Source organism: Rhizobium sp. NPDC092011 (assembly GCF_044756305.1).
Classification (GTDB): Bacteria; Pseudomonadota; Alphaproteobacteria; order Rhizobiales; family Rhizobiaceae; genus Rhizobium.
The window spans coordinates 273648-295569 of sequence record NZ_JBIVSO010000002.1; the positions used below are offsets into that span (position 1 = coordinate 273648).

At 60.4% G+C, this 21922-nt stretch carries 21 protein-coding genes; 6 read left to right on the forward strand and 15 right to left on the reverse strand.

Annotation, left to right across the window (positions count from 1 at the left end):
• Nucleotides 1–2: 2 nt before the first annotated feature.
• The 3 genes from ACIQJ2_RS09750 to ACIQJ2_RS09760 all read right to left on the reverse strand — a co-directional run bounded on the left by ACIQJ2_RS09750 (nt 3) and on the right by ACIQJ2_RS09760 (nt 5940).
• The gene (locus tag ACIQJ2_RS09750; RefSeq protein ID WP_199142858.1) at nt 3–1148 is read right to left on the reverse strand and encodes a PspA/IM30 family protein; all 1146 of its coding nucleotides are present in this window, start codon (nt 1146–1148) and stop codon (nt 3–5) included.
• 249 nt (nt 1149–1397) lie between these two features.
• Nucleotides 1398–4721, reverse strand: a complete 3324-nt coding sequence (locus ACIQJ2_RS09755) for a thiamine pyrophosphate-dependent enzyme (RefSeq protein ID WP_400670010.1) — start codon at nt 4719–4721, stop codon at nt 1398–1400.
• Nucleotides 4722–4944: 223 nt separating this feature from the next.
• Nucleotides 4945–5940 carry a sterol desaturase family protein gene (locus ACIQJ2_RS09760; RefSeq protein ID WP_199142854.1) on the reverse strand — a complete coding sequence of 332 codons (996 nt, stop codon included), beginning with the start codon at nt 5938–5940 and terminating at the stop codon, nt 4945–4947.
• Between the two features lie 132 nt (nt 5941–6072).
• Here ACIQJ2_RS09760 and aac(6') point away from each other — a divergent pair, with 132 nt between their 5' ends.
• Nucleotides 6073–6513 carry an aminoglycoside 6'-N-acetyltransferase gene (gene aac(6'), locus ACIQJ2_RS09765; protein ID WP_400670013.1) on the forward strand — a complete coding sequence of 147 codons (441 nt, stop codon included), beginning with the start codon at nt 6073–6075 and terminating at the stop codon, nt 6511–6513.
• A gap of 21 nt (nt 6514–6534) precedes the next feature.
• Here aac(6') and ACIQJ2_RS09770 read toward each other — a convergent pair whose 3' ends face one another.
• Both ACIQJ2_RS09770 and ACIQJ2_RS09775 read right to left on the reverse strand, forming a co-directional pair.
• A complete protein-coding gene (locus ACIQJ2_RS09770) occupies nt 6535–7197 on the reverse strand; it encodes a GNAT family N-acetyltransferase (protein WP_400670015.1) in 663 nt (220 codons plus the stop codon).
• 29 nt (nt 7198–7226) lie between these two features.
• Nucleotides 7227–7910: a pyridoxamine 5'-phosphate oxidase family protein gene (locus tag ACIQJ2_RS09775; protein WP_400670018.1), complete on the reverse strand. Its 684-nt coding sequence runs from the start codon at nt 7908–7910 to the stop codon at nt 7227–7229.
• Between the two features lie 94 nt (nt 7911–8004).
• Here ACIQJ2_RS09775 and ACIQJ2_RS09780 point away from each other — a divergent pair, with 94 nt between their 5' ends.
• Nucleotides 8005–9429 (forward strand): PLP-dependent aminotransferase family protein, encoded by a 1425-nt coding sequence (locus ACIQJ2_RS09780; protein ID WP_400670020.1) that lies wholly within the window; start codon nt 8005–8007, stop codon nt 9427–9429.
• Here the strand turns inward: ACIQJ2_RS09780 and ACIQJ2_RS09785 are convergent.
• Nucleotides 9419–10282: a helix-turn-helix domain-containing protein gene (locus tag ACIQJ2_RS09785; protein WP_400670022.1), complete on the reverse strand. Its 864-nt coding sequence runs from the start codon at nt 10280–10282 to the stop codon at nt 9419–9421. The genes ACIQJ2_RS09780 and ACIQJ2_RS09785 overlap by 11 nt on opposite strands.
• Nucleotides 10283–10414: 132 nt before the next feature.
• On the opposite strand from ACIQJ2_RS09785, the gene ACIQJ2_RS09790 reads away from it, so the two are divergent.
• Nucleotides 10415–11350: a phytanoyl-CoA dioxygenase family protein gene (locus tag ACIQJ2_RS09790; protein WP_199090285.1), complete on the forward strand. Its 936-nt coding sequence runs from the start codon at nt 10415–10417 to the stop codon at nt 11348–11350.
• A 76-nt stretch (nt 11351–11426) separates the two neighbouring features.
• Here ACIQJ2_RS09790 and ACIQJ2_RS09795 read toward each other — a convergent pair whose 3' ends face one another.
• From ACIQJ2_RS09795 to ACIQJ2_RS09820, 6 genes are all read right to left on the reverse strand, one after another.
• Nucleotides 11427–12008, reverse strand: a complete 582-nt coding sequence (locus tag ACIQJ2_RS09795; RefSeq protein WP_400670025.1) for a histidine phosphatase family protein — start codon at nt 12006–12008, stop codon at nt 11427–11429.
• Nucleotides 12009–12139: 131 nt separating this feature from the next.
• Entirely contained in the window at nt 12140–12346 is a 207-nt protein-coding gene (locus ACIQJ2_RS09800) for a hypothetical protein (RefSeq protein ID WP_400670027.1), read from the reverse strand.
• Nucleotides 12343–13089 (reverse strand): COG4280 domain-containing protein, encoded by a 747-nt coding sequence (locus ACIQJ2_RS09805; protein ID WP_400670030.1) that lies wholly within the window; start codon nt 13087–13089, stop codon nt 12343–12345. Before ACIQJ2_RS09805 ends, ACIQJ2_RS09800 begins: the two co-directional genes overlap by 4 nt.
• Nucleotides 13086–13214 carry a hypothetical protein gene (locus ACIQJ2_RS09810; protein ID WP_281436204.1) on the reverse strand — a complete coding sequence of 43 codons (129 nt, stop codon included), beginning with the start codon at nt 13212–13214 and terminating at the stop codon, nt 13086–13088. Before ACIQJ2_RS09810 ends, ACIQJ2_RS09805 begins: the two co-directional genes overlap by 4 nt.
• On the reverse strand, nt 13211–14110 hold the full coding sequence (locus ACIQJ2_RS09815) for a MurR/RpiR family transcriptional regulator (protein WP_400670033.1): 900 nt from the start codon (nt 14108–14110) through the stop codon (nt 13211–13213). The genes ACIQJ2_RS09810 and ACIQJ2_RS09815 overlap by 4 nt, the downstream gene beginning before the upstream one ends.
• A 265-nt stretch (nt 14111–14375) precedes the next feature.
• Complete coding sequence (locus ACIQJ2_RS09820; protein ID WP_400670035.1) at nt 14376–15413, reverse strand: LLM class flavin-dependent oxidoreductase; 1038 nt, start codon at nt 15411–15413, stop codon at nt 14376–14378.
• A 214-nt stretch (nt 15414–15627) separates the two neighbouring features.
• On the opposite strand from ACIQJ2_RS09820, the gene ACIQJ2_RS09825 reads away from it, so the two are divergent.
• Entirely contained in the window at nt 15628–16005 is a 378-nt protein-coding gene (locus ACIQJ2_RS09825) for a cupin domain-containing protein (protein WP_400670037.1), read from the forward strand.
• 60 nt (nt 16006–16065) lie between these two features.
• Here ACIQJ2_RS09825 and ACIQJ2_RS09830 read toward each other — a convergent pair whose 3' ends face one another.
• Nucleotides 16066–17745, reverse strand: coding sequence for a phosphoethanolamine transferase (locus ACIQJ2_RS09830; RefSeq protein WP_400670039.1), 1680 nt, complete (start codon nt 17743–17745; stop codon nt 16066–16068).
• Nucleotides 17746–17961: 216 nt separating this feature from the next.
• Nucleotides 17962–18339 (reverse strand): VOC family protein, encoded by a 378-nt coding sequence (locus ACIQJ2_RS09835; RefSeq protein ID WP_199142827.1) that lies wholly within the window; start codon nt 18337–18339, stop codon nt 17962–17964.
• A 357-nt stretch (nt 18340–18696) separates the two neighbouring features.
• On the opposite strand from ACIQJ2_RS09835, the gene ACIQJ2_RS09840 reads away from it, so the two are divergent.
• Both ACIQJ2_RS09840 and ACIQJ2_RS09845 read left to right on the forward strand, forming a co-directional pair.
• Nucleotides 18697–19089, forward strand: a complete 393-nt coding sequence (locus tag ACIQJ2_RS09840; RefSeq protein ID WP_400670042.1) for a YciI family protein — start codon at nt 18697–18699, stop codon at nt 19087–19089.
• A gap of 31 nt (nt 19090–19120) precedes the next feature.
• Nucleotides 19121–20392 (forward strand): RNA polymerase sigma factor, encoded by a 1272-nt coding sequence (locus tag ACIQJ2_RS09845; RefSeq protein WP_400670043.1) that lies wholly within the window; start codon nt 19121–19123, stop codon nt 20390–20392.
• A 32-nt stretch (nt 20393–20424) separates the two neighbouring features.
• Here the strand turns inward: ACIQJ2_RS09845 and ACIQJ2_RS09850 are convergent, their stop codons facing one another.
• Nucleotides 20425–21825, reverse strand: a complete 1401-nt coding sequence (locus ACIQJ2_RS09850; RefSeq protein WP_400670045.1) for an MFS transporter — start codon at nt 21823–21825, stop codon at nt 20425–20427.
• Nucleotides 21826–21922 lie beyond the last annotated feature (97 nt).

The following is a 21922-nucleotide window of genomic DNA, read 5'->3' on the forward strand; positions in this document are numbered from 1 at the left end:
GTTTACTGGCCGTTGGCCTTGAAGCGGGCAAGGCGTGCTTCGATGGCCTGCTCCCGGTGCAGGCGGTCGAGCTCATCGAGCTCGGCGCTGGTGGCGGGTTCCCCCGACGGCACTCCCGTCAAGCGAGAGACGGCGGATGCGGCGCGAGCGGCGCCGGCTGCCGGCGTCGGCCGCGGATTTCCACCCGTCGTTTCCTCAGGTGTGTGCCGGGCCACGCTGCGCTTGAAGTCGATAAGCCGTGCCTCTGCCTCGCGGCGTGTGGCGAGAATGGCTTGCAGCGCCTTCTGACCCTCGTCAATCTGCTCGTGCGCATCCGCGAGCGCCCTGTCGAGCGCCGCGATCTGCGCTTCGAGATCGATCTGGCGGGCAACACCGGCTTTGGCGAGGTCATCGCGGTCGGCGGAGACGGCAAGCCGGATCTTCTCGTCGAGGACTGCTAGGTCATCGACGATTTCCGTGCGGCGGCTCTGGATGCGATATTCCTCTGCGCGCGCCTTACCCAGATCGGTGCGGGCATCGTCTGCGGCTGCATCGATCTCCCGTAGCGCCTGCTCGATGACTGCGATCTTGTTCGCGCCTTCCACCTTGTCAATGGCGGTGTTGGCGAGGCCGGCGATCAGCCGTCCCATGCGGGAAAGAATGCCTTCATTCGTCATGATGTTTTCCTCCGTTCGGGGGGAGTTGGGCGTTACGCCGATGTGAATCTCGTAGCGGCCGTCATCGGCGATCAAATAGGCGGGAAAGACGCTTTCCCAGCCCTTGAAATAACCGGCCACATCGAAGGGCACGGCAAAGCGGCCGCGCACCGTCGAGATTGTCAGGTCCGACGGACCCTTGATGGCAAAGAGTTTTTCATCGAGCGGCAGGCGGTTCGTGGCCGTCAGCTCACCTCTGCTGGCCGCAAAATCCCGCAGGCCGAGCGTCACGAGGCGCGCGGGCAAGGCGGTGCGTTCGCGGATAGTCTCATAGGCGAGGTCATGCAGCCTGACGAGGTTCGCACCGGCTCTGTCCGGAACGATCTCTGCCAGCAGCGTCATCATCTGCCTGTATGCGGCGAAGGTCTCATCCATCGCCTGTCGTGCCTGCGCATCGGGAGCGAGTTCGTATCGCAGGTCCGTTGCGTGCGATGGGGTGGGTGTCTTAGCCATGTACCTCAAGTAAAGCACCGCTCGAGTGCTTTTCAAGAGCCTGCATCTGCAAACATGAATGAATTGTAATGAAGGATGGGCCGCATAAGTTGCAAAAACTTGATGCTTCGCGCCCGCTATGGGGGATCGCCGCCGGGCTGGCGTTCGCGTTTTCGTGGAATTTCCCTCAAAATGCGGCCATGTCAGGCCGTTGCCCCGCGCCCGGTCAGGACGCGAAGCATGTTTGCCGAAGCGAAGTCGGAGAACCGGCTATTTTATGGTGCGAACGATGGCCGCGCCCGAAGTCATGCCGCCGCCAAAGGCGACGAGGCCTAGATTGAGCGGTTCGGACCGCTCGTTGACAACGTGCATCATGGCGAGCGGAATGCTCGAGGAGCTGGTATTGCCATAATTCTCGATGACGCTCAGCGCGGGGCGACCGCTGCGCTTGGCGATGGTGTCGATAATGCGCTGATTGGCCTGGTGAGGCACCAGCAGATCGAGGTTGGCAAGTTCGATACCGGCATCGACGCAGGCGTCCTCAATCGAGCGGGACATGGAATGGACCGCCTCGGTGAAAACGGTACGGCCATTCATGGCAATGACGCCGTCATCAGGCAGCGGCACATAGAGAAGATCGCCCGGCTCCGGCCGGCCGCTGATGGTGGGGCGGCTGGCCGTGAATATCGGGTTGCGCGCCATCTCGCGGGTCGTCACCAGGCTTGCGGTGGCGGCGTCGCCGAACAGGATGGCGGTGGAGAAATCCTTCATATCAAGCAGCGGCGACAGGACTTCCGAGGTGACGATCAGCACCTTGGCGTCATTCTGTTGCGCAATGAAATCATGGGCTTGCTGCAGCGCGTAGAGATAGCCGGAGCAGGCGGCGCCCATGTCATAGGCGGCAAGCGAGGGCCGCACGCCGTCTTCGGCGACGGCAACGGCAACGCGGCTTGCGAGCGATGGGGTGGCGATATCAGGCGTTCCGGTCGCGGCGATGACCAGATCAATGTCGTGGATCGTCATCTGGGTCTGGCGCAACAGATCTTGCACGGCCTTGGTCGCAAGGCTGAGCGTGCCTTCGCCCGGAGCTACCCAATAGCGGCTCTTGATGCCGGTCAGGGCAAAGATCTCGTCCGCGCGCCGGTTCGGCCAATGATGGATGATGTCGTCGTTGGCGACCCGGCGACCGCCCGTCGCATAACCAATGCCGCTGACAGCGATCTCCGAGAAGCTGCCGGAATGACGGCGCAATGTCGGAATGGAATGCGATTTCAGGCGACGCAGGACGAATTTGTTCTGTATTTCCGAGGCGAGCGCGAAGTTCCGCTCGCTGCTCTCGCGATTGGCATCGACTGTCAGGAGGGGGCTGTCGGTGGCGATCTGGTCGCCGACCCTGGCGAAGACTTCCTGCACGACGCCGCCGATATTGGCGCAGATCTCTACCGAAGCCTTGGTGGCTTCGACAACGGCAACGAGCTGGCCGACTTCGATCGTGTCGCCAGGCTTGACCAACAGATCGGTGATCAACACGTTCTCGTCGGCGGGGCCGGAGCCGATGGCCTTGATGGCAGCAGTCGGGCCGCTGTCGTCCTCTTCGTGCCAGGTCACTTCGCATTCGAGGACTTCTGCCATCAAATCCACAAGCTTGCTGTAGGACGGCAGGGTCTCTAACTGATTGCGGAAGTTGAAGGGGACGTGGGCATCGGACCGCGCAAGTCTGCGCACAACGACAGGCACATCTGTCTTCTCGGTGACCGTGGCGACGATTTCCGCCCCCATGCCGACGGTGCGGTTGTCTTCATGGACAACGATCAGACGGCGTGTGCGTCTGGCGCTCGCCAGGACTTCCTTTTCGTCCCAAGGGGAGATCGAACGAAGATCGATCACCTCGACGGAAAAGCCCTGGGCTTCGAACGCCTTGGCTGCATTCGCGCACAAGGACACCGTGTTGCCATAGCTGACCAACGTCAGGTCACGGCCGCGGGCCACGTGGCGCGACAGCCCGGGATGGACGAAATGCTTGTCGAGGTCGGGCGAGGTGCGGCCGTCCGAATTGTTGAGCACCGCCTTGGGATAGAGGAAGACGGTGGGGCGCCGCGATTGAAAGGCGGCATTGAGCAGACCGGCCGCATCGCCGGCGCTCGATGGCATGACGACGTCGATGCCGGGCGTATGGGCGAGCATGCCCTCGAAGCTCTGGGCATGGAAGGGGCCGAGGCCCGGCTTGTAGCCGCCGCAGCTGACCATCAGGATGACGGGAGATTCCCAGGCGCCATTGGTGCGCCAGAACATGCTGCCCATTTCCGAGACGATCTGGTTATAGGCAAGCGGCAGGAAATCGGCGAATTGCAGGAATGCGACGGGACGCTGTCCGGCAAGCGCACGGCCGACGGCGGTGCCGACGATCGTGGATTCGGTCAGCGCGGCGTTGCGCACGCGGTCGGGATATTTGGTGCTGAGACCACGAGTGACGCCGAAGACGTCGCCCTTCGGATCTTCGATGTCCTGACCGAACAGCACGACATCCGGATTGGCGGCAAGCTGACGCTCCAACACATCGTTCAGCGCCTCACGCATCGTCAACGTGGCTTCGCGTTCGTTGCCGCGATATTCCGTCGCCTTGCCGAAGGATGCGGGGTAGGGAGCCTTTGCTTCCGGTTCGACCTTCGGGGCATCTTCCTTGCGAGCAAGAGCGGCTTCCGCCTGTACCTCGATCGTCAGTTCCTGCTCGATCGCCTCTAGCTCATTGGTATCGATGCCGGCATTTTTGAGCAGCGCGCGCAGGTTGGGCAGTGGATCGCGAGAGGAGCTCGTCTCAATTTCCAACGTCGTGCGATAGGTCTTCTGATCGTCGGCATTCGTGTGGTCTGACAAGCGTTCGACGTTGAGAAGCACGATGCTAGGCGTGCGGCTTTCGCGGCTTTGGCGAACTGCTTTGCTGAAGGCCTCCCGCGAGGTCGTCAGATCGTCCCCGTCGGTGCGAATGATATCGATGCCGTAGAAAGAGGAAGCCGGACCGCCGGGCAGGTCGAAGAAGGTCTGCTTGCTCGTCCGGGTCGAGATCGAGAAGCTATTGTCTTCAATGACGAAGACGACAGGGGATTGGCTGCGTACCGCTTCGGCCACGGCCTCGACGAATTCGCCCTGCTGTGTCGTTCCGTCGCCGACGCAACAGATGGCGATCGGCTTGCCGGGCCTGTTTTTCAGCGCCGCGCCGACACCGGCTGCGTGCAATGCATTGTTGCCGACGGGACCGACGATCGAGGTGATGTTGAGAGCGCGGGAAGAAAGATGCGCGCTCATCTGCCGGCCGGCGGAATGGGAATTGGCGGTGGCGAGAAGACTGGAGAAAAACTCGCGAATTGGCATGCCGCGCGCCAGCATCAAGGCTTTGTCGCGATAATGAAGATGCAGCCAGTCGTCTTCCTGGAGGAACTCGTTGAGCAGCGCCGTCGACTCATGCCCGGCGCCCGACACATGAAAATGTGCTATGCCTTGCTTAATGAATTCTCGCTCAAGGCGGTCTATCTCTCTAGAAATATAAAATATTCTATGAAGTTGCTTGAGGTATTCTCTGCTGAACCTCCCTTCCATCTCAATGATTTTCCTAATCTTTCATCACGAACAATTTACGTGGACCTAGGTAATCCCCTGGGGGGGCTTTTTCAATACACGTTAAATGACAATATCTTGCCAGATTGAAACGCAATTACGTGTGTTGTCGGGTCGGAATTTTTCGGAATGTTTCTATCCACAGCGCAGATGGGAAGATCGGCCTGGTCGGGAGGCGCGGGGCGATCATCCCAGGCAGAGCGTGCTAGCTGGTTTTACGAATCGGCGGTTCGCTCCGCCGTGTCGCGGCAGCGGCCTTTGCTGCCTGCTCCTCTTTGAGGATAAGCTCCTTCGGCTTTTTACCGATGATCTCCTTGCGGCCTTTCTTGGAGAAGGGCTGGGTGATCTGCGCAAGGAAGCCCTTGGCGACCTTGCCGGTGATGCCGATATCCGTGGAGGAGGGGCGTGGCGGATTGTAGAACGTGCCGAGAAGCTGATCCCAGATCACAAGATTTTCACCGTAATTGGTATTGCCTTCGGCAAGCAGCTTGGAATGATGCCAGCGATGCAGGCGCGGCGTCGAGAATATCCAGTCGAGCGGGCCTGTGCGCATATCGACATTGCAGTGGGTGAGCAGGCCAATTGTCGCCGTCACGGCGCCGATCCACAGGAAAACAGGCAGCGGTGCACCGAGCAGATAGAGCGGAATCTGACTGAGCGCGATCTTGAACAGCGAATCGATGATATGGAAGCGGCCGGTGTTGATGACCCACAGGCGCTCGACGCTGTGATGCAGTGCATGGAAGCGCCAAAGCGACAAATGCTCATGGGCGAGGCGGTGCGCCATATAGAGACCGAATTCGGCGATGACGAGGCCAAGCGCCACCTGGAAGATCATCGGCCACTGGTCCGGCCAGAAGCGGGAGTGATAGCTCAGCACCGGCTGCGCGACGGTGGCCACGGCCATGGGGAAGGACGTGCCGATGGCGGCGGCGATCTGTACGCCGCCCTTGCTCAGCAGCGTATGGGCGATATCGTTGAAGGTTTCGCCATCGCGTTTCTGCCAGGTTTTCTCGTAGGGCATCAGCCGCTCGAAAAGCGCAATCACCGCAACAGTCGAGAGATAGGTGACATTGAACCAGAGGAGATGCATGTTCGATTCGAAGGCGAAATAAGCACCAACCAAACCACCGCAGAAGATCGCCGGCCATAGAAGGGCTGAAACAGCAGCGTAAAGACGCGAACTGCTTTGAAATGTCATGCCATCGTCCTCAGATATCGATCATCGAATAGTTTTCGCGTGAGCAAGCGCGATATGTAGCGCGATGATTGTGGAGTCGAAAGTGAAATTTTTCGTCCGCGCTGGCGGCCGGCAAGCGAGTGGGGGCGAGACATGCGGATAGAAGAAGCAGCACAAGAACATCTGGACGATTGGGTGCGCTTGCGCGCAGAGCTTTGGCCCAATGGTTCGTTCGAACGTCATCGAGCGGAGCTCGCGCAATTTGCGTCCAATAAAAATGCCGTTGCGTTTCTCGCAATCGATTCTGCCAATCATGCCGTCGGTTTTGCTGAAGCGACATTGCGGCACGATTACGTCAATGGTTGCGAAACGTCGCCGGTCGCGTTTTTGGAGGGCATTTATGTGCGCGGCGAGCACCGCAGGCAGGGCATCGCGGAGGCGTTGTGCCACGCCGTTGCCGGCTGGGGACGGGCCGCCGGCTGCTCCGAGTTTGCCTCCGATGCATTGATCGACAATCTCGACAGTCATGCCTTTCACGAGGCGCTCGGTTTTGCGGAAACCAGGCGCGTCGTTTATTTTCGCAAGCTTCTTTAGAGCGCGACGGGGACTTTTCGCCTATCCGAACGTCAGCTTGGTCTTCTGATGTCCCGCTTCGTCAAAGTTTTCGGGAGCCAGCCAGCGCTGATAGCCCGCTTTCAGCTTGGGCCAATCGGCGTCGATCATCGCGAACCAAGCGGTATCACGGTTTTGGCCCTTGGCGACCATGTGCTGTCGGAAAATGCCCTCGAAGCTGAAGCCAAAGCGCTCGGCTGCCCGTTTCGAGGGTTCGTTGAGGTTGTTGCATTTCCATTCGAAGCGGCGGTATCCGAGCGTATCGAAGACGTAGGATGCAAAGAGATAAAGCGTTTCGGTCGTTGCCGGGCTGCGGGCGATCTCCGGTCCCCAAAGAATACTGCCGATCTCGATGACGCCATGCGCATTGTCGATCCGCATCAATGCCTGGCGACCTTCAGCGCGGCCGGTGCGCTTGTCGATGGTTGCGAAGAACAGGGGATCGGCGCTGGATGATGCCTTCTCGATCCAGGGGGAAAAGGCCGCGTAGTCGGCAGGAGCGCTCTCAAACAGATAACGAAAGCGATCTTCCGCGCCGGGAGCTTGAGCCGAGGCAAATAGATCGGCGCCATGGCGCGCCGGGTCGAGCGGTTCGATCCGGACAAAGCGACCTTCGAGGGTGGTTCGTTCTGGGCGAGGCACGCCGCTCCAGTTGGCAAGATCCATATCAACGTCCTTTGGTCTTCGAATGCAGTTCAGCGAATTCGGCCCGATGCTATCAGGTCTGCCAGCGCTTGTGGTAGCTCAATGTTGCCGGGCATGCCGGGTGCAGTTTCCGCCGGCGCCAGATGGCTTGTTATCGGCAGGACGCCGGCCCAAACCGGATAGCCCGCCTCGTCGATATCACCAGGCGGAGCGTTACGGACCTTGGCCGTGGCCTCGTCGATTTTCATTCGCAGGACAGATGTTGCCTTGACTTCCTGCGTGGTCATCGGCCGCAGGCTGTCCCAGCGTCCCGGAAACAGATCTTCGATGAGTTGGCGCAATGCATGGTTCTTTTCGTCGGGATCGTCGACCAGGCGAGCCGTGCCGAAGACCATCGCCGATCGATAGTTGACCGAATGATTGAAGGCGGAGCGGGCAAGCACATAGCCGTCCATGATGCTGCAGGTTAGGCAGACGGGCATGTCCTCGGAAGCGCGCAGAAAACGGCTGGCGGAAGAGCCGTGCCAGTAGACGTACTCGTCTTCGCGCCAGTGCAGCGTCGGCGTCACATAGGGCGCGCCGTTGATGACGTAGCCGACGTGACAGAGGGGTGAGGCATCCAGAATGGCGTGGACGTCAGCGCGGGCGTGAGTGCCTCGTTTCGGGCTGCGCCGCACGCGGCTACGCTCTGTGATGGGGTAGTCCGCTGACGATGGCGGCAGGTGATCGCTCATGGCTTCTTCTCCGTTGTGCCATTGATCTCTGTCAGCAAAGCGGTATGATATAAATAGCCAGTCTTTCAATTTTTATCAAACCAGTTGAGGCTTCATGGTATCCGTGGTGCAGTGGGCGGCTATTGACCGGGTAGCAGGCGATCTGGAAGGACAGGTCTATCGTGTGGTGCGCGATCGGATCCTGCACGGGCATATGGCGGCGGGACAACGAGTGCCCTCGACGCGAGCATTGGCAACTTCTCTCGGCGTCGCGCGCTCGACTGTCGTCATCGCGTATGATCGCTTGAAAGCGGAAGGCTATCTACAGTCGACGACGGGGGCGGCAACACGGGTCGCGGCGTTTTCGGCGCCGTTGCTTGGACAGTCCGTGACCCTTAGGTCGAAACCGCCTCAGACCACGGAGTTCGCCACGGGTGGTTTGTTCGAACCCGGTGTTCCAGATGTCGACGCGTTTCCCCACGCCGTATGGGCAAGGTATCTCGGTGCGCGTGGCCGTTCGCTACGGGTGCACGATCTCGGCTATGGAGCGCATGGCGGCATTCGCGAGCTGCGCGAGGCGATCCTCGACCACATTGCGGCAACGCGCGGCGTGATTGCCAGGCCCGAACAGGTTGTGATCGTTCCGACAACGGGTGCGGCAATCAATCTGCTGACCAGCGTCCTGCTCTGGGCAGACCATCCGAACGATGGCGTTATCTGGATCGAGGATCCGGGCTATGCCACCGCGCATGCATTGTTCCGCATGGCCGGTGCTGCGCTTGTGCCGGTTTCTTGCGACGCGGAGGGTATCGACATTTCGCGCGCAGTCGGGCCGTCACCCCGATTGATCTACGTCACGCCCTCGCACCAATATCCGACTGGTGCGACCATGAGCCTTTCGCGTCGCCTTGCGTTGCTGGAGTTTGCGCGCACTAAGGGCGCGATCGTGATCGAAGACGATTACGACAGCGAATTCCAATATGCGTCCCGGCCGATTGCCGCGTTGCAGGGGATTGATCGCGGGGAGGTGGTCGCCTATCTCGGGACGTTCTCGAAAACTCTGGCACCCGGGCTGCGCGTCGCTTATGCCGTCGTGCCCTCCAGGCTTGTGGCGTCCGTCGAGGCGGCGCAGCGGCTGAGAGGGGCGACGGTGCCGGTCCATATTCAGGCGGCACTTGCCGACTTTATACGTGAGGGGCGTTTTCGCGCCCATCTGCGCCGCATGAATGGCGTCTATGCGGAGCGTATGGCGGCTTCCGTTGCCGCTCTCAACGGCCATTGTAGTGCGTGGCTTTGTGTCGGTGCCGGGACGGGAGGGCTACAGCTGGCAAGCTGGTTCCGGGATGAAACTGTCGATGACCTTGCGGCGATGCGTAGCGTCAATGCCCAAGGCTTCGCGCTGCGTGCGATGTCGTCGCTGCATCTGGGGCCGGCGCGGCCTGGTCTGCTGTTCGGCATCGCCCGAATGGACGCCGAGGGGGCGGACGTGGCGGCGGCGAGAATCGCAAATGCATTGGCGACGTCATCCGTCAGCGGCTGACGAACATCGCCCTATATTCGCGTGGCGTCATGCCTTTCAGCGCCTTGAACTGCCTGTTGAAGTTGGCCAGCGAGGCGTAGCCGACGGCATCGCTGATGTGATGAATGGCTTGATCGGTGGAAGAGAGGCGGGCGCAGGCGTCGCCGATACGCATTCGCATTATGTAGTCGGAAATGGCGACGCCGGTATGGCGCCGGAACATGCGATGCAGGCCGGAGACGCTGAGCGCGGCGATATCCGCCAGCTCGCCAAGGCTGATCGTACGGGCATAGTGAAGATGCATATGCGTCAGCACACGGTCGATGCGTTCTCGGCTCTCTCTAGCGTCCGGTGTCTGGGCCGGCGTGCTGGCAAGCGGCATTGCCTGCCGGTCTTCCGCCACCGTAACGAGAATGCCGAGCAGCGACAGCAGGCGTTCGACCGGGGGCTTCTCAAAAATGCTCTCGAAGGCCGGACGCACGGCTGCCGCGACATCATTCGAAAAGTGAAGGCCGTTGTCGCCACGCCGCAGCATTGCCTCGATGGGTCGAAATTCCACAGCTCCGCCCGTCATCTGCAGCAGCCAATCGCGATGGAACCAGAGGACAAGCGCGATGTGCGGCTTCTTGTCCTCGATCTTGGCGCGTGAGACCCAGCTGTGCGGCAGGTTGGGGCCAACAAGCACGAGATCGCCGTCTTCATATTCGCCGCTGTGATCGCCGATGAAGCGCTGGCCGATCGAGTTCAGCGTCAGGGTCAGTTCGAACTCCGGATGATGATGCCACTGAAAGGGAATGCAATCGTCCAGCCTGCGGTTCAGCATGCTCCACGATGCCTCAGGTGGACGAGACAGAACTTCGAGATAGGGCCTCATAGCGCGTCCATAGAATGATGAAGGCCAGAATAGTATCAGAATTGGCCATAGCCGGGCAACATGACGGCGGCGAATGGCGCTACAACATTTTTGTCACCCGAAATCAAAGGGGTAGCCAGATGGAGGAAACAGATGCAGCCAGCCTTGAAAAGAGATGCTCACCCGACCGCTTCCGCAGTCACGACGCAACTGAAGGATATCCAGAAGACATTGCCGCTCAGGGTGTTGTCGAAGGACGATTGGCAGCATTGGATCACCAAGGGCTATGTGATTGTTCGCCAGGCTGTGCCGCAGGCGAATGTCGAACGGCTTGTCGAGCTTCTCTGGCGTTTTGACGAGAAGGATCCGAGCGACCCTTCGACCTGGTATGCGCCGCAGCGGCGCGAGCACAAGATGAAGGAGCTGAACAATACCGGCATGCTGGAGATCTACAATCACCAGTATCTCTGGGACAACCGCATGGAAAAGCGCATCTACGATGTCTTTGTCGATATTTGGGATCGCGAGGATCTGTGGGTCACCATCGATCGCGCCAATCTCAATCCGCCGAAGAAGGTGAAGGGCAATCCGAACGGCTTCATCCACTGGGATGTCGACACCTCGATCCGTCCGATGCCCATCGGTGTCCAGGCCGTCTTGAGCCTGAAGAAGCAGGATGGCGACGTCGGCGGCTTCCAGTGCGTGCCGGAACTCTTCGAGCATTTCGATCGATGGGAAAAGACGCAGCCCGAGGATCGCGATCCGATGCATCCCGACATGACGGGCCTGTCGGTCGTCAACATCGACATGGAACCTGGCGATCTGATGATCTTCAATTCGCTACTCGCGCATGGCGTCCGCCCGAACCATTCCGACAACCGCGTTCGCATGGCGCAATACATCTCCATGCATCCGGCAGAATACGACAATGTCGCTGAGCGCGAGGAACGCATCCGCCTTTGGCGGGAACTGGACTCCCCGAAGCGCGACGCCTTTCCCGGCGATCCCCGCGAATGGGAAAAGCATAATGCGACCACAGCAAAGCTGACGCCGCTCGGCGAGAAGCTGCTGGGCCTCAAGGCCTGGTAGGCAGCTGAAGATCTAGTTCTTGAGAAGCATCGAGCGGCCTTGGGTCGCTCGATTTACTAGCGGTGATGCGAAGCCGTCAGATCTCGTTCCAGCGGCGGATGACCGGCTCGGTCAGATCATGCTCGTAGCCAAGTACGCTGATGCTTGTGGTGTCGAGCACCAGATGCGCACCACCCTCCGGCGGCAGGCCGACCCAGCGAGCGGCGAAGACGCGCAGGAAATGGGCGCTCGAGAAGATCAGCACGGGGGCGTTGATGGCGCGAAGCTCGCTGATGATCCTGTCGGCGCGCGCGCCGACATCGGCCGCCGTCTCGCCATTCGGGCAACCGTCGCGAAAGACTTGCCAGCCTGGCCGCTCCGCCAGGATCGCCTTGGTGGTGATGCCTTCATAGGCGCCGTAGTCCCACTCCGCCAGATCGTCCTTGACGATGCGACGGTCGCCGAAGCCGGCGAGCGCGCAGGTATTTTGCGCGCGCTGGGATGGGCTTGACCAAACGGCGGCGAAATCGATGGCTGGCAGGCGACCTGACACCTTGCGGGCGGCTTCTTCGCCGTCGGCTGTCAATGGGATATCCGTGCGGCCGGTATGCCGGCCGGAAAGGCTCCATTCCGTCTGCCCATGTCGCACCAGGTAGACTTCAGGATAGGCGCTGCTCATGCCGGTTCTCCTTTGCGCTTGGCGTGCGGAATTCTTTGCATCTGCGAAGGGTTGTGTCGAGAGTTAAAGCTAATGGACAGGCGGCATGATAACCGCCTGCAAAACCAAAGCCTTGCAGGCGGTTGTGAATCTCAGCGCTTCACGGCGCGGCGGACGCTGTAAAGCAGGATGGCGAGGCAGCCGGCAAGCAGCAGCAGCCCGCCGGCAAGCGGCGGCATGGCGAGAAACTCCACCGCGCCGGCAATGACGAGGATGAGGATCAGGCAGAGCGTGGCGAGGCTGCCGTCGTCAATGAACATGCCGATGAGTTCGGAGAAGGCGATGCGCAAGATGGTCATTGGGCTGCCTTTGCTGTTGTGCTGCCGCGCATGCCGCGGATGATGGCATAGGAGGCGAGCGAGACGATGGCGAAGATGGCGATCAGCGCGAGGTCCGCTCCCGGCCAATGCGCGCCGAGACCCTCGCCGGTCCAGAAGATGCCGAAGCTTGACAGCATCAGGCCGACGACGAATTTGAGGGTGTTTTCCGGCACGGTGGCGAGCGGACGATGGACCAGAAGCCCGATGAGCATGACGAGCACGAAGGCGGCAAGCGCTCCGAGGCCGGCATAGAGCGTCAGGCCATGCGCGCCGCCGACGGCGATGACGATGAAGACCACTTCAACGCCCTCCAGTAGTACCGCTTTGAAAGCTGCGAGTCCGGCGAGATAATCGGCGCGGCGATCGGTGGATTGCGCCTGCAACGCTGCCGTCTCCTTGGAGAAGGCTGCCTCCTCGTCATGCAGGGCGATGACGCCGAGCGAACGGAGGATGGCCTTGCGCAGCCAGCGCATGCCGAAAAGGATCAGCAGAACGCCAACGACGAACTGCAATATTTCGATCGGTATCAGCGCAAGCAGCGGCCCGAAGATGAGGACAAGGGCCGCAAGCACGGCAAGGGCAAGTGCCGCGCCCGTCAGTGCCGGGCGCCAGCTGCGGGTGACGCCGACAGCGAGAACGATGGTGAAGGCTTCCACGACCTCGACGAACGAGCCGAGGAAGGATGCCGTCACAGTGGACAGAATGGGTGTGAGGTTGTTCATGAACTGATTCCCGAATGACGGTTAGGGCTTTGAATCGGCATGATATTTTTCGGATTGACTTCTTGATGTGCTGGATGAGCTGGCAAGGGGAGCATTCCAGCATGGCGACCATGGGTGTCGTTCACTTGCGCCTCCTCGTGCCACGTTTGCTCCACGATCTATCGATGGCGCCGCGTAGCTGGCTGAGTTGGTCGAGGCTGTCTATGGCGGTATCCCGGCCCTTTGCCGCGAGCGCCACGATCAACGCCTCGATCAACACCATCGTTCCGCCATGCATGGCGAGGTGGCCGGCATTGCCGCGTGGCACGGGCAGGACTTCGGCCACCCTGTCGGCAACCAGCAGGCCAAGGTCGTCGCTGATCAGGATAACGGGCACTCCATGACGGCCCGCATGTTCGAGCAGCACGTCCACTTCGCGGTAAAGCGGCGCATAGGCGATCATCAGCACGACATCACCGGTACCGACCCACAGCAGCCGGTCGGCAAGTGCGACGCCCGAGGAGGAGAGCGCGTTTGTCGGCAGGCCGATGCGATTGAATTGCAGGCTGGCATAGTCAGCCATGGCGCCCGATGGCCCAATGCCGAAGACATGACGCCGAGCGGCACCCGCCAGACTATCCACGCAACGCTCGAAGCTTGCTGCAAACGCATCTTGCCGCATGACCCGCAATGCCTGTTCATGGATGTTGATGACATGGCGAAGCGCATTGCTGGCCTGGCTGCCCGTCTCTGCCAGCGTGCGTTCCAGCCGCGCGCCGGGCGAGGGCGTTCCCGTTAGCTCGGCAAGCAGCGCGGCCCGGAGTGTCGACAGGCTTTCGAAGCCGAGGGCGCGGGCGGTGCGGACGACCGTTGCGTCGCTGGTGCCGGCGAGCTGGGCGATCTGGGCAGCCGAATTGAGCAGGGCGGCCTGCTTCTGGTCGACGAAGAAGCGCGCGATGCGTTGTTCCGCCGGCGCCAGCGTTTCCATCAGACCTAGAACGTGGTCGTCGAAGCTATGGTGCTTTTGCGTCTTTCCGCCCATCAGGAGTCTTCTCTATTGTAGTAATTGCTACCATTTTTATTACATGTAGCATTTGCTTCAATAAAAGGACAGCAGAAATAAAAACGGGCGCCCCGCTGTGTCGCGAAGCGCCCGTTGAGCCGGGTGATCATGGAAGGCTGCCGTATAGTTCCTCAAATCCCAATCGATTTAAGGATAAAATTATGCAGCAGGTTTAAAGCACTACAGCGACCTTTGCGCGTCACATAGGACGCGCGGCTCTGTAGGGCGGAGTATCCGCCCCGGACTATGCGGCCAGCGCCGCGCGCACGGCCGGGATCACCTTCTGGCCGTAGAGTTCGATACACCGCATCATCTTCTCATGACCGAGACCACCGGCGCTGTACTTCAGCTGGAAGCGATCGATGCCGAGCGTCTTGATGACCGGCGCGAGTTTCGCAGCGACGGTTTCCGGCGAGCCGACGTAGAGCGAGCCCTTTTCGATCTCGTTGTCGAATTCCGCGCGGGTCATGGGCGGCCAGCCGCGCTCGCGGCCGATGCGGTCGCGCATGGCCTTGAAGCAGGGCCATAGCTCCTCACGCGCCTGTTCATCCGTTTCGGCGATATAGCCCGGTGAATGGATGCCGACCGGCTTCACCGGCTTGCCCATCTGTTCGTAGGCGCGATGATAGAGGTCGACATAGGGCTGAAAGCGATAGGGGCTGCCGCCGATGATCGCGAGCATCAGCGGGAGATCGTAATGAGCGGCGCGCACCACCGATTCCGGGCTGCCGCCGACGCCGATCCAGGTCTTCAGCTGCCCGCTTTCGATGGTCGGGAAGACTTTCTGGTTGTGCAGCGGCGGGCGAATGCTGCCCTGCCAGTTCACTGGCTCGTTCTTGAGCAGGGCAGCGAACAGATCCAGTTTTTCCTCGAACAACTGCTCGTACTGCGACAGCTCGAAGCCGAATAGCGGGAAGGATTCCGTAAACGAGCCGCGCCCGAGAATGACCTCGGCTCGACCGTTCGAAACGGCGTTGAGGCTCGAGAAGCGCTGGAAGACGCGGATCGGGTCGTCCGAGCTCAGCACAGTCACGGCCGATCCCAGGTGGATCTTCGATGTGCGGCTGGCGATGGCGGCCAGAATCGTCTCCGGCGAGGAGACAGCGAAGTCTTCGCGGTGATGCTCGCCGATGCCGAAGAAGTCGATTCCAAGCTGGTCGGCAAGGACGCCTTCCTCGACGACGTTTCGGAGAACTTGCGCATGCGGAAGCGGCGCGCCGTTGCCATCGAAGGTGACGTCGCCGAAAGTATCGAGTCCGAATTCGACATTTTTTGTCGTCATGATTTTTCCTGTCATGTGTCGAAATGATAATGTTGAGACAGCATGTAGTGTCGCTCTCGATCATCCACTACCCGGAAAGTTTCGGCTGAAACCTTCGAAGAATTCGATATGCCGATGGCTACCAGTGGCGTTTGACATGCCGGCGTTGCCATCGGCAGCACTCGCGCCAATATTAGTTTGGCCGCCAGCTCAGGTGGATCAAGGGAGGAAATACATGGTCGCACTGAAAAAGGTCAATCTTACCAAAGCCTTTGCAGCCTTCGATGAGACTTGGAGTCCGCGCGTCGGTGGCGATATCAATGATTTTCAGATCAAGCTCGTGAAGCTCGAAGGTGGATTCCATTGGCACCATCATGACGACGAAGACGAGTTGTTCCTCGTCGTTAAGGGGACACTACGCATGAAGCTGCGCGAGGAAAACGGCGGTGATGTTGTGCTCGGGCCGGGTGAATACATCATCGTGCCGCATGGCGTTCAGCATTGTCCTGTCGCCGAGCCGACATGCGAGGTAGTGTTGTTCGAGAGGAATACGACACTCAATACCGGCAATGTCGAAAACGAGCGCACGATCCGTCAACCCAAGCGGCTTTGACGGCCTTGGCTCCTCTGCGGCTCGGCGATGGCGGAGCCGCAGAAGAACGAACGTCTCATCTCAATCCAGTGCGAGCTTGTTCGATGGCGAACGGCAGCCCGCAAAAACATCCAGGCTGCGATCGTAGGCCTTCGTCGCAATGTCCATCATACCGAGAACGCTGTGAAAGATGTTGTCGTGCGAATTCGGGCCTTCGGCGGCGCGTTTGGACAAGCATGCCATGTTGTAGCCGGCCGCCTTTGCCAGATCGTCCGCCATCCACACCAGCATCGGCACCTGCGTCTGCTGGGCCGGCGCGATGATATAGGGCGCACCATGCAGATAGATGCCGTTTTCGCCGAGGGATTCGCCGTGATCGGAGAAGTAGAGCACGGCGCCGGATACCGAATTCGAGCGCTGCTTCAGCTTGTCGATGACCATCGAGACGATGTGGTCGGTGTATAGGATGGTATTGTCATAGGCATTGGTGATTTCCTCCCGCGAGCAGGAGCTGAAATCGTTGGAGCGGCAATCCGGACGGAAGCGGCGGAACTCCTCCGGATAACGCTGATAATAGGCAGGCCCGTGGCTGCCTAGCTGATGCAGCACGAGAACGCTGTCCCCTTTCACCTTGTCCAGCCAGCCATCGACCTTGTCGACAAGGATTTCGTCCTTGCATTCGCCATCCTTGCAGAAGCGGGGATCGCCCAAAGGTGGCAGATAGGTATAGGAGACGCGGTTCGTCAGATCGTAGCTGCCAGTGTCGTTGTCCAGCCAGGTCACGTCGACCTTTGCGTGGGTCAGCACGTCGAGCAGGTTTTCCGTCTCCAGTCCCTTGCGGTGGCTGTATTGTTCGCGCGTATAGACGGAGAACAGGCAGGGGATCGATGTTGCCGTTGCCGTCCCGCAGCTGCTGGTGTTCGGGAAGTACACGACATTGCGCTTAGCGAGCTCCGGATTTGTTATCCTGTCGTAGCCGCCAAGCGAGAAGTTCTGCGCGCGGGCCGTCTCTCCGGCCACGATGATGGTCACGCGCGGCTTGCCGCCATCGACCACGCCGACCTTGCGGGCATCCGTTCCGAGGGGCTGGGCGACAACGTTGGCGTTCCGCTGCATATCGATGACATAACGCACGGCACTTGCGACCGGAATTACCGGATTGAGGGTATCCATCAGGTCGCGATGGGCGCGGCCGATGCCGGCATAGGTCTTGTAGAAGGTGGTGCCGGCAGCGACGAAGACCGCGGAGCAGGCAAGAATGACGGCGGTGTTATAGGCGAGTTTCTTCAGAATTGGACGGTGGATGATCCGCGCCCAAACGATCAGCAGCGAGGGTAGAACACCGGTCAACAATACATGCGTTGCGAAGCGCGCGGTGATCAGGTGTCCAGCTTCCGCACCCGTCGATACCGCCGCATTGCGGATCATTTCCTTGTCGATGATCACGCCGAACTGGTCGTTGAACCAGGAGCATACCGACGCCACGAGAACGAAGAAGATCAAGACGGGCTTGGTGACGTATTTGGCGGAGAAAAGGGTGAACAGCCCCATGATCCCGGCCGAGATGCCCGCCACGAAGGCGGCGAATGCGACGGGTTCGGCGGAGAAATAGTCGGAAGACTTCGTCCAGAACATCCGGTTTGTCACAAGAAGCACATAAAGGGTGACCAGAAGACATAATGTGACGCTGCCGATGGCTGGCCTGACGAGGCGTCGGCCAGATGAGGTCTTGTCGTCGTTCAATGGTTTTCTCCGAGGCATATCCGGTCGATCGAGCCGGAAAACCCTTACCGCAGGGCGCAGCTTTGATTGCGAAAGCGGACGACCTTGGCGACCATTCCTGACATTAACCTGAACGATGGAAGTTTCATCACCGTTGTTTGCACCGCGAAATCGACACGCAATAGTTGATGCGAGCCTTGCCTGATGGCTCGACATGAGCAGTCCAACTATGCGGGAAGCGTGTCGCTGCTGCGCCTATTCGCCGGTTTGGAAATAGGCCTCAAGCCGATAGCCATCAGGATCGATGATAAAGGCGGCATAGTAGAACTGGCTGTAATCGGGCCGGATGCCCGGCTTGCCATTGTCTTCGCCACCATTGGCGATGCTGGCGGCGTAGAAGCCGTCCACCGCTTCCTGGCTCGGCGCGACAAAACAGAAGTGCAGGCCCGAGCCGCGGTCGGCTGGGACCGGTCGCTCCACTTCGCTGACCCAGAACTGGGCGCGTTCCGCACCATAGCCTACCGTGCCATCGAAATTGCTCAAGCGCTCGTAGCCGAGCGGTGCCAATGCGGCATCGTAGAAGGTCTGCGCCCGTGCCAGGTCTTTGACGCCGATGGAGATATGGTCGAACATAGAAACGAGCTCCCGCCATGTTGCCCCGGAGCTTTACTGAAGCCGGTGCCCCTGGGGAGGCGCTGATCTTCGAAGTCCGCAGGTCCGATTTCGCTCACAATCTTGCAACGGTCATGCGAAGTCAACAAAGCGATACGACGGGTTGCAAGCTCACTCGATTGCGGCTTTTCTGATGTCATTGACATCGCTCGAGAGCTGCCGATCCCGATGGATGATATCGCCCGCAAGGGCGTCTCGGCCGCGACGCAGATTTTTTTGAAGTGACTGTCGATTTTCAAAAAGCTGTTTCGTTGTCACTATGAGCGGGCTTGTTAGGCGGCAATGGTGCCGGCGTCTCGCTTCCGGAGGACACTTCCAATGCGTTTCATGTCTATCGTCACCTCTACCGATTTCCTGCAGCCGTCGCCGGCGCTCATGGAGGCTATCCACAAGCTTGCCGATCGCGAAATCAAGGCCGGCCGCATGATCGATACCGCGGGACTGATGCCGCTTGCGACCGGCGCTCGCGTCACGATCAAGGATCGCAAGCTGAGCGTTATCGATGGCCCCTTCGTCGAGGCCAAGGAGGTCGTCGGCGGCTACGCGATTTTCGAGCTGCAGAGCAAGGAGGAGGCCGTGGCACTGGCGGTCGAATTCATGCAGTTGCACAAGGATCTCATGCCCGGCTGGGAAGGTACATGCGAGGTGCGTCCCTACTTCGACCCAAATGCCGAGGGTGTATGCGACCCGCTCGCCGAAGCCCGGGCATGATGCCTTCGATCCGCCATAGGGGCAGGCGGCCTTGACGGCCGCCAGCACCCATCGGGCGATCCTTGCCGTCTGGCGGGTCGAGCAGCCGCGGCTGATCACCAGCCTGGCGCGATTATTGCGCGATGTGCCGCTGGCCGAGGATCTCACTCAGGAAACATTGATCGTGGCTTTGGAGCGATGGCCGGAAACGGGCATCCCAGAACGCCCCGGCGCGTGGCTTATGACGACGGCCAAACGTCGGGCGCTCGATCATCTGCGCCGTCGCCGGATGCTTGATCATAAACACGAGATGATCGTTCGCGAGATGGAGGAGGACGAGCAGATCATGCCCGATCTAGATACCCCTCTCGATGACGATATCGGCGATGAGATGTTGCGCCTGATCTTCACGGCCTGCCATCCGCTGATTTCGCGTGAAGCGCGCGTAGCCCTGGCGCTGCGGATGATCTGCGGCCTGACGACGGAAGAGATCGCCAGGGCGTTTCTCGTGTCGGACGCAACGATTGCGCAGCGCATCGTTCGCGCCAAGAAGACATTGTCTGAATCGGGGCTCACCTATGAGACGCCGCATGGCGACGAGCTGTCGCAACGGCTGGCCTCTGTGCTGGAGGTGGTCTACCTGATCTTCAACGAGGGCTATACCGCAGCGCGCGGTGAAAACTGGCTACGGCAACAATTGTGCAACGAGGCGCTGCGGCTCGGTCGCGTCCTTATATCCGTCGCTCCGATGGAGCCGGAGGCGCACGCGTTGCTGGCCCTGATGGAGTTCAATGGGTCCCGCTCGGCGGCGCGGACCGATGCCGACGGCAATCCGATCCTTCTGCTTGAACAAAATCGCGCTCGTTGGGACCGGCTGCAGATCCAGCGCGGCTTGATGTCCTTGAAGCGGGTACAGCAGCTTGGCGGCGCCGGTGGAGCCTATGCGCTTCAGGCTGCGATCATTGCCTGCCATGCCAAGGCAAATACGGCGGCAGAAACCGATTGGCGGCGGATTGCCGATCTTTATGCGGAGCTTGCCGATCTTATCCCGTCTCCGGTCGTGGAACTCAACCGCGCCGTCGCGGTCGGCATGGCTGACGGTCCAGAAGCGGCGTTGGCAATTATCGAGCGTCTGCAGGATGAGCCCGCGCTCAAGGACTATCATCTCCTGCCGAGCGTTCGCGGCGATCTTCTCTACAAATTGGGCCGATACGAGGAAGCGCGGCTGGCCTTTGAGGCGGCCGCCGCGCTTGCTGAAAATCAAAGGGAACGTGATCTCCTGCTGCGCCGTGCCGCAGAAGCTGCCGGCGCGGAGAAGGGATGACCCGCCTTTTGGGCGGGCCATTTTGCTTCGAGCTACTCCGCAGCCTGATAGTTCGCCGCTCTTGCGCTGGATGAGCGCGGGCCGACGGCGGCAAGCAACGTGATAGCGGCGGCAAGGATCGTCACGAAGCCAATGCCGGCGATATATGGGTTCCAGCCGAAGCTCGGCGCGGCGCTGAATACAGCCGAAGCTGCGGCCAGAACGATGCCGCCGCCGATCTGGAAGGAGGCGAAGAGCATGCCGGAAGCCAGACCGGACTCATCGTCTGCGACTTCGGATAGTGCTGCGACCTGGATCGACGGATAGGTCATCGCATAGCCGACACCGAGCAGGATCTGCGAGACAGCGACGAGCACGATCGTGTCGATGTGTCCCGCCGACAATACCCAGAAGAGATAGCCGATGGCCTGCAGGCCGACGCCGAGCGTCATCAGTGTCGTGGTGCCGCGATTCTGCCCGATGGTGGCAAAGCGCGGAGCCAGGAACATCACGCAGGTTCCGCCGATGGCAAATGCGAAGCCGGTCGCGAAGGCCGACCAGCCGACGACGGTCTGATAATAGAGCGTGGCGATGAACTGGAAGCCGACATAGGCGCCCTGAAACAGGGCGGCGATCGCATTGGCGTGGCTAAGCTTGGCGCGGCGGAACATGGCGAGCGGTACCATCGGATCGTGATGGCGCGATTCCACGATCAGGAACAGAACGATCAGGATCAATGCGGCGAGGAGCGAACCCCAGGTCGCAAAGGCTTGCCAGCCGTCGGCAGCGGCGTTGGTAACGCCGAAGACGAAGAGCAGCAGGCCGGGAGTGATCGTCAAGGCGCCTGCCCAGTCGAAGCGCGCGCCGGAGCCGCTTCGCTTGTGGTCGGGAGGCAGAATAAGCGGAGCGGCGATCAGCGCGAGGATGGCGACGGGCGCACCCATGACGAGGGTTGCTCGCCAGCTGATGAGGGTGGCGGCTCCGCCCAGCACCATGCCGAGTACGAAGCCGGCAGCGCCGGTCGAGGAGAAGACGCCGAGCGCCTTGGCGCGAGCGCTGCCTTCCCCGAAGACGGAGAGCAGGAGGGCGAGGGCAGCCGGCGCCGTGAATGCGGCAGCGATGCCCTTGATCAGGCGGGCGGCGATGAGGGTCGGGGCGCTATCGACGAAAGCGCCGGCAATGCTGGCGAGAGCAAATACCGCGAGCGACCAGAGGAAGACGCGGCGATGGCCGAAAAGATCTGCCACGCGACCGCCGAGCAGCAGGAAACCGCCATAGCCGAGCACATAGGCGCTGACGGCCCATTGCAGCGAGGTCGCCTGCATGCCCAGCTCTTTCTGGATCGCCGGCAGGGCCACGCCGATGGTGGAGACGTCCATGGCGTCGAGGAAATTGGCGGCGCATAGCAGCAGCAACGCCAATCCCGCCCCGCTTCGGGTCTGGGAAGAAGTCATCGGAATCGTTCCTTTCTGTGCTGCCGTCTCTTGGGAGGTTGAAAGCGGCAGGGAACGAGAAAATGTACATCTTCAAATCCTATTGCAAATTGATAGT

Bases quoted from the DNA above. Each gene is read 5' to 3' on its own strand.
- ACIQJ2_RS09750 (WP_199142858.1), bottom strand. From the start codon at position 1,148: ATGGCTAAGACACCCACCCCATCGCACGCAACGGACCTGCGATACGAA.
- ACIQJ2_RS09755 (WP_400670010.1), bottom strand. From the start codon at position 4,721: ATGGAAGGGAGGTTCAGCAGAGAATACCTCAAGCAACTTCATAGAATA.
- ACIQJ2_RS09760 (WP_199142854.1), bottom strand. From the start codon at position 5,940: ATGACATTTCAAAGCAGTTCGCGTCTTTACGCTGCTGTTTCAGCCCTT.
- ACIQJ2_RS09770 (WP_400670015.1), bottom strand. From the start codon at position 7,197: ATGGATCTTGCCAACTGGAGCGGCGTGCCTCGCCCAGAACGAACCACC.
- ACIQJ2_RS09775 (WP_400670018.1), bottom strand. From the start codon at position 7,910: ATGAGCGATCACCTGCCGCCATCGTCAGCGGACTACCCCATCACAGAG.
- ACIQJ2_RS09780 (WP_400670020.1), top strand. From the start codon at position 8,005: ATGGTATCCGTGGTGCAGTGGGCGGCTATTGACCGGGTAGCAGGCGAT.
- ACIQJ2_RS09785 (WP_400670022.1), bottom strand. From the start codon at position 10,282: ATGAGGCCCTATCTCGAAGTTCTGTCTCGTCCACCTGAGGCATCGTGG.
- ACIQJ2_RS09790 (WP_199090285.1), top strand. From the start codon at position 10,415: ATGCAGCCAGCCTTGAAAAGAGATGCTCACCCGACCGCTTCCGCAGTC.
- ACIQJ2_RS09795 (WP_400670025.1), bottom strand. From the start codon at position 12,008: ATGAGCAGCGCCTATCCTGAAGTCTACCTGGTGCGACATGGGCAGACG.
- ACIQJ2_RS09800 (WP_400670027.1), bottom strand. From the start codon at position 12,346: ATGACCATCTTGCGCATCGCCTTCTCCGAACTCATCGGCATGTTCATT.
- ACIQJ2_RS09805 (WP_400670030.1), bottom strand. From the start codon at position 13,089: ATGAACAACCTCACACCCATTCTGTCCACTGTGACGGCATCCTTCCTC.
- ACIQJ2_RS09815 (WP_400670033.1), bottom strand. From the start codon at position 14,110: ATGGGCGGAAAGACGCAAAAGCACCATAGCTTCGACGACCACGTTCTA.
- ACIQJ2_RS09820 (WP_400670035.1), bottom strand. From the start codon at position 15,413: ATGACGACAAAAAATGTCGAATTCGGACTCGATACTTTCGGCGACGTC.
- ACIQJ2_RS09825 (WP_400670037.1), top strand. From the start codon at position 15,628: ATGGTCGCACTGAAAAAGGTCAATCTTACCAAAGCCTTTGCAGCCTTC.
- ACIQJ2_RS09830 (WP_400670039.1), bottom strand. From the start codon at position 17,745: ATGCCTCGGAGAAAACCATTGAACGACGACAAGACCTCATCTGGCCGA.
- ACIQJ2_RS09835 (WP_199142827.1), bottom strand. From the start codon at position 18,339: ATGTTCGACCATATCTCCATCGGCGTCAAAGACCTGGCACGGGCGCAG.
- ACIQJ2_RS09840 (WP_400670042.1), top strand. From the start codon at position 18,697: ATGCGTTTCATGTCTATCGTCACCTCTACCGATTTCCTGCAGCCGTCG.
- ACIQJ2_RS09850 (WP_400670045.1), bottom strand. From the start codon at position 21,825: ATGACTTCTTCCCAGACCCGAAGCGGGGCGGGATTGGCGTTGCTGCTG.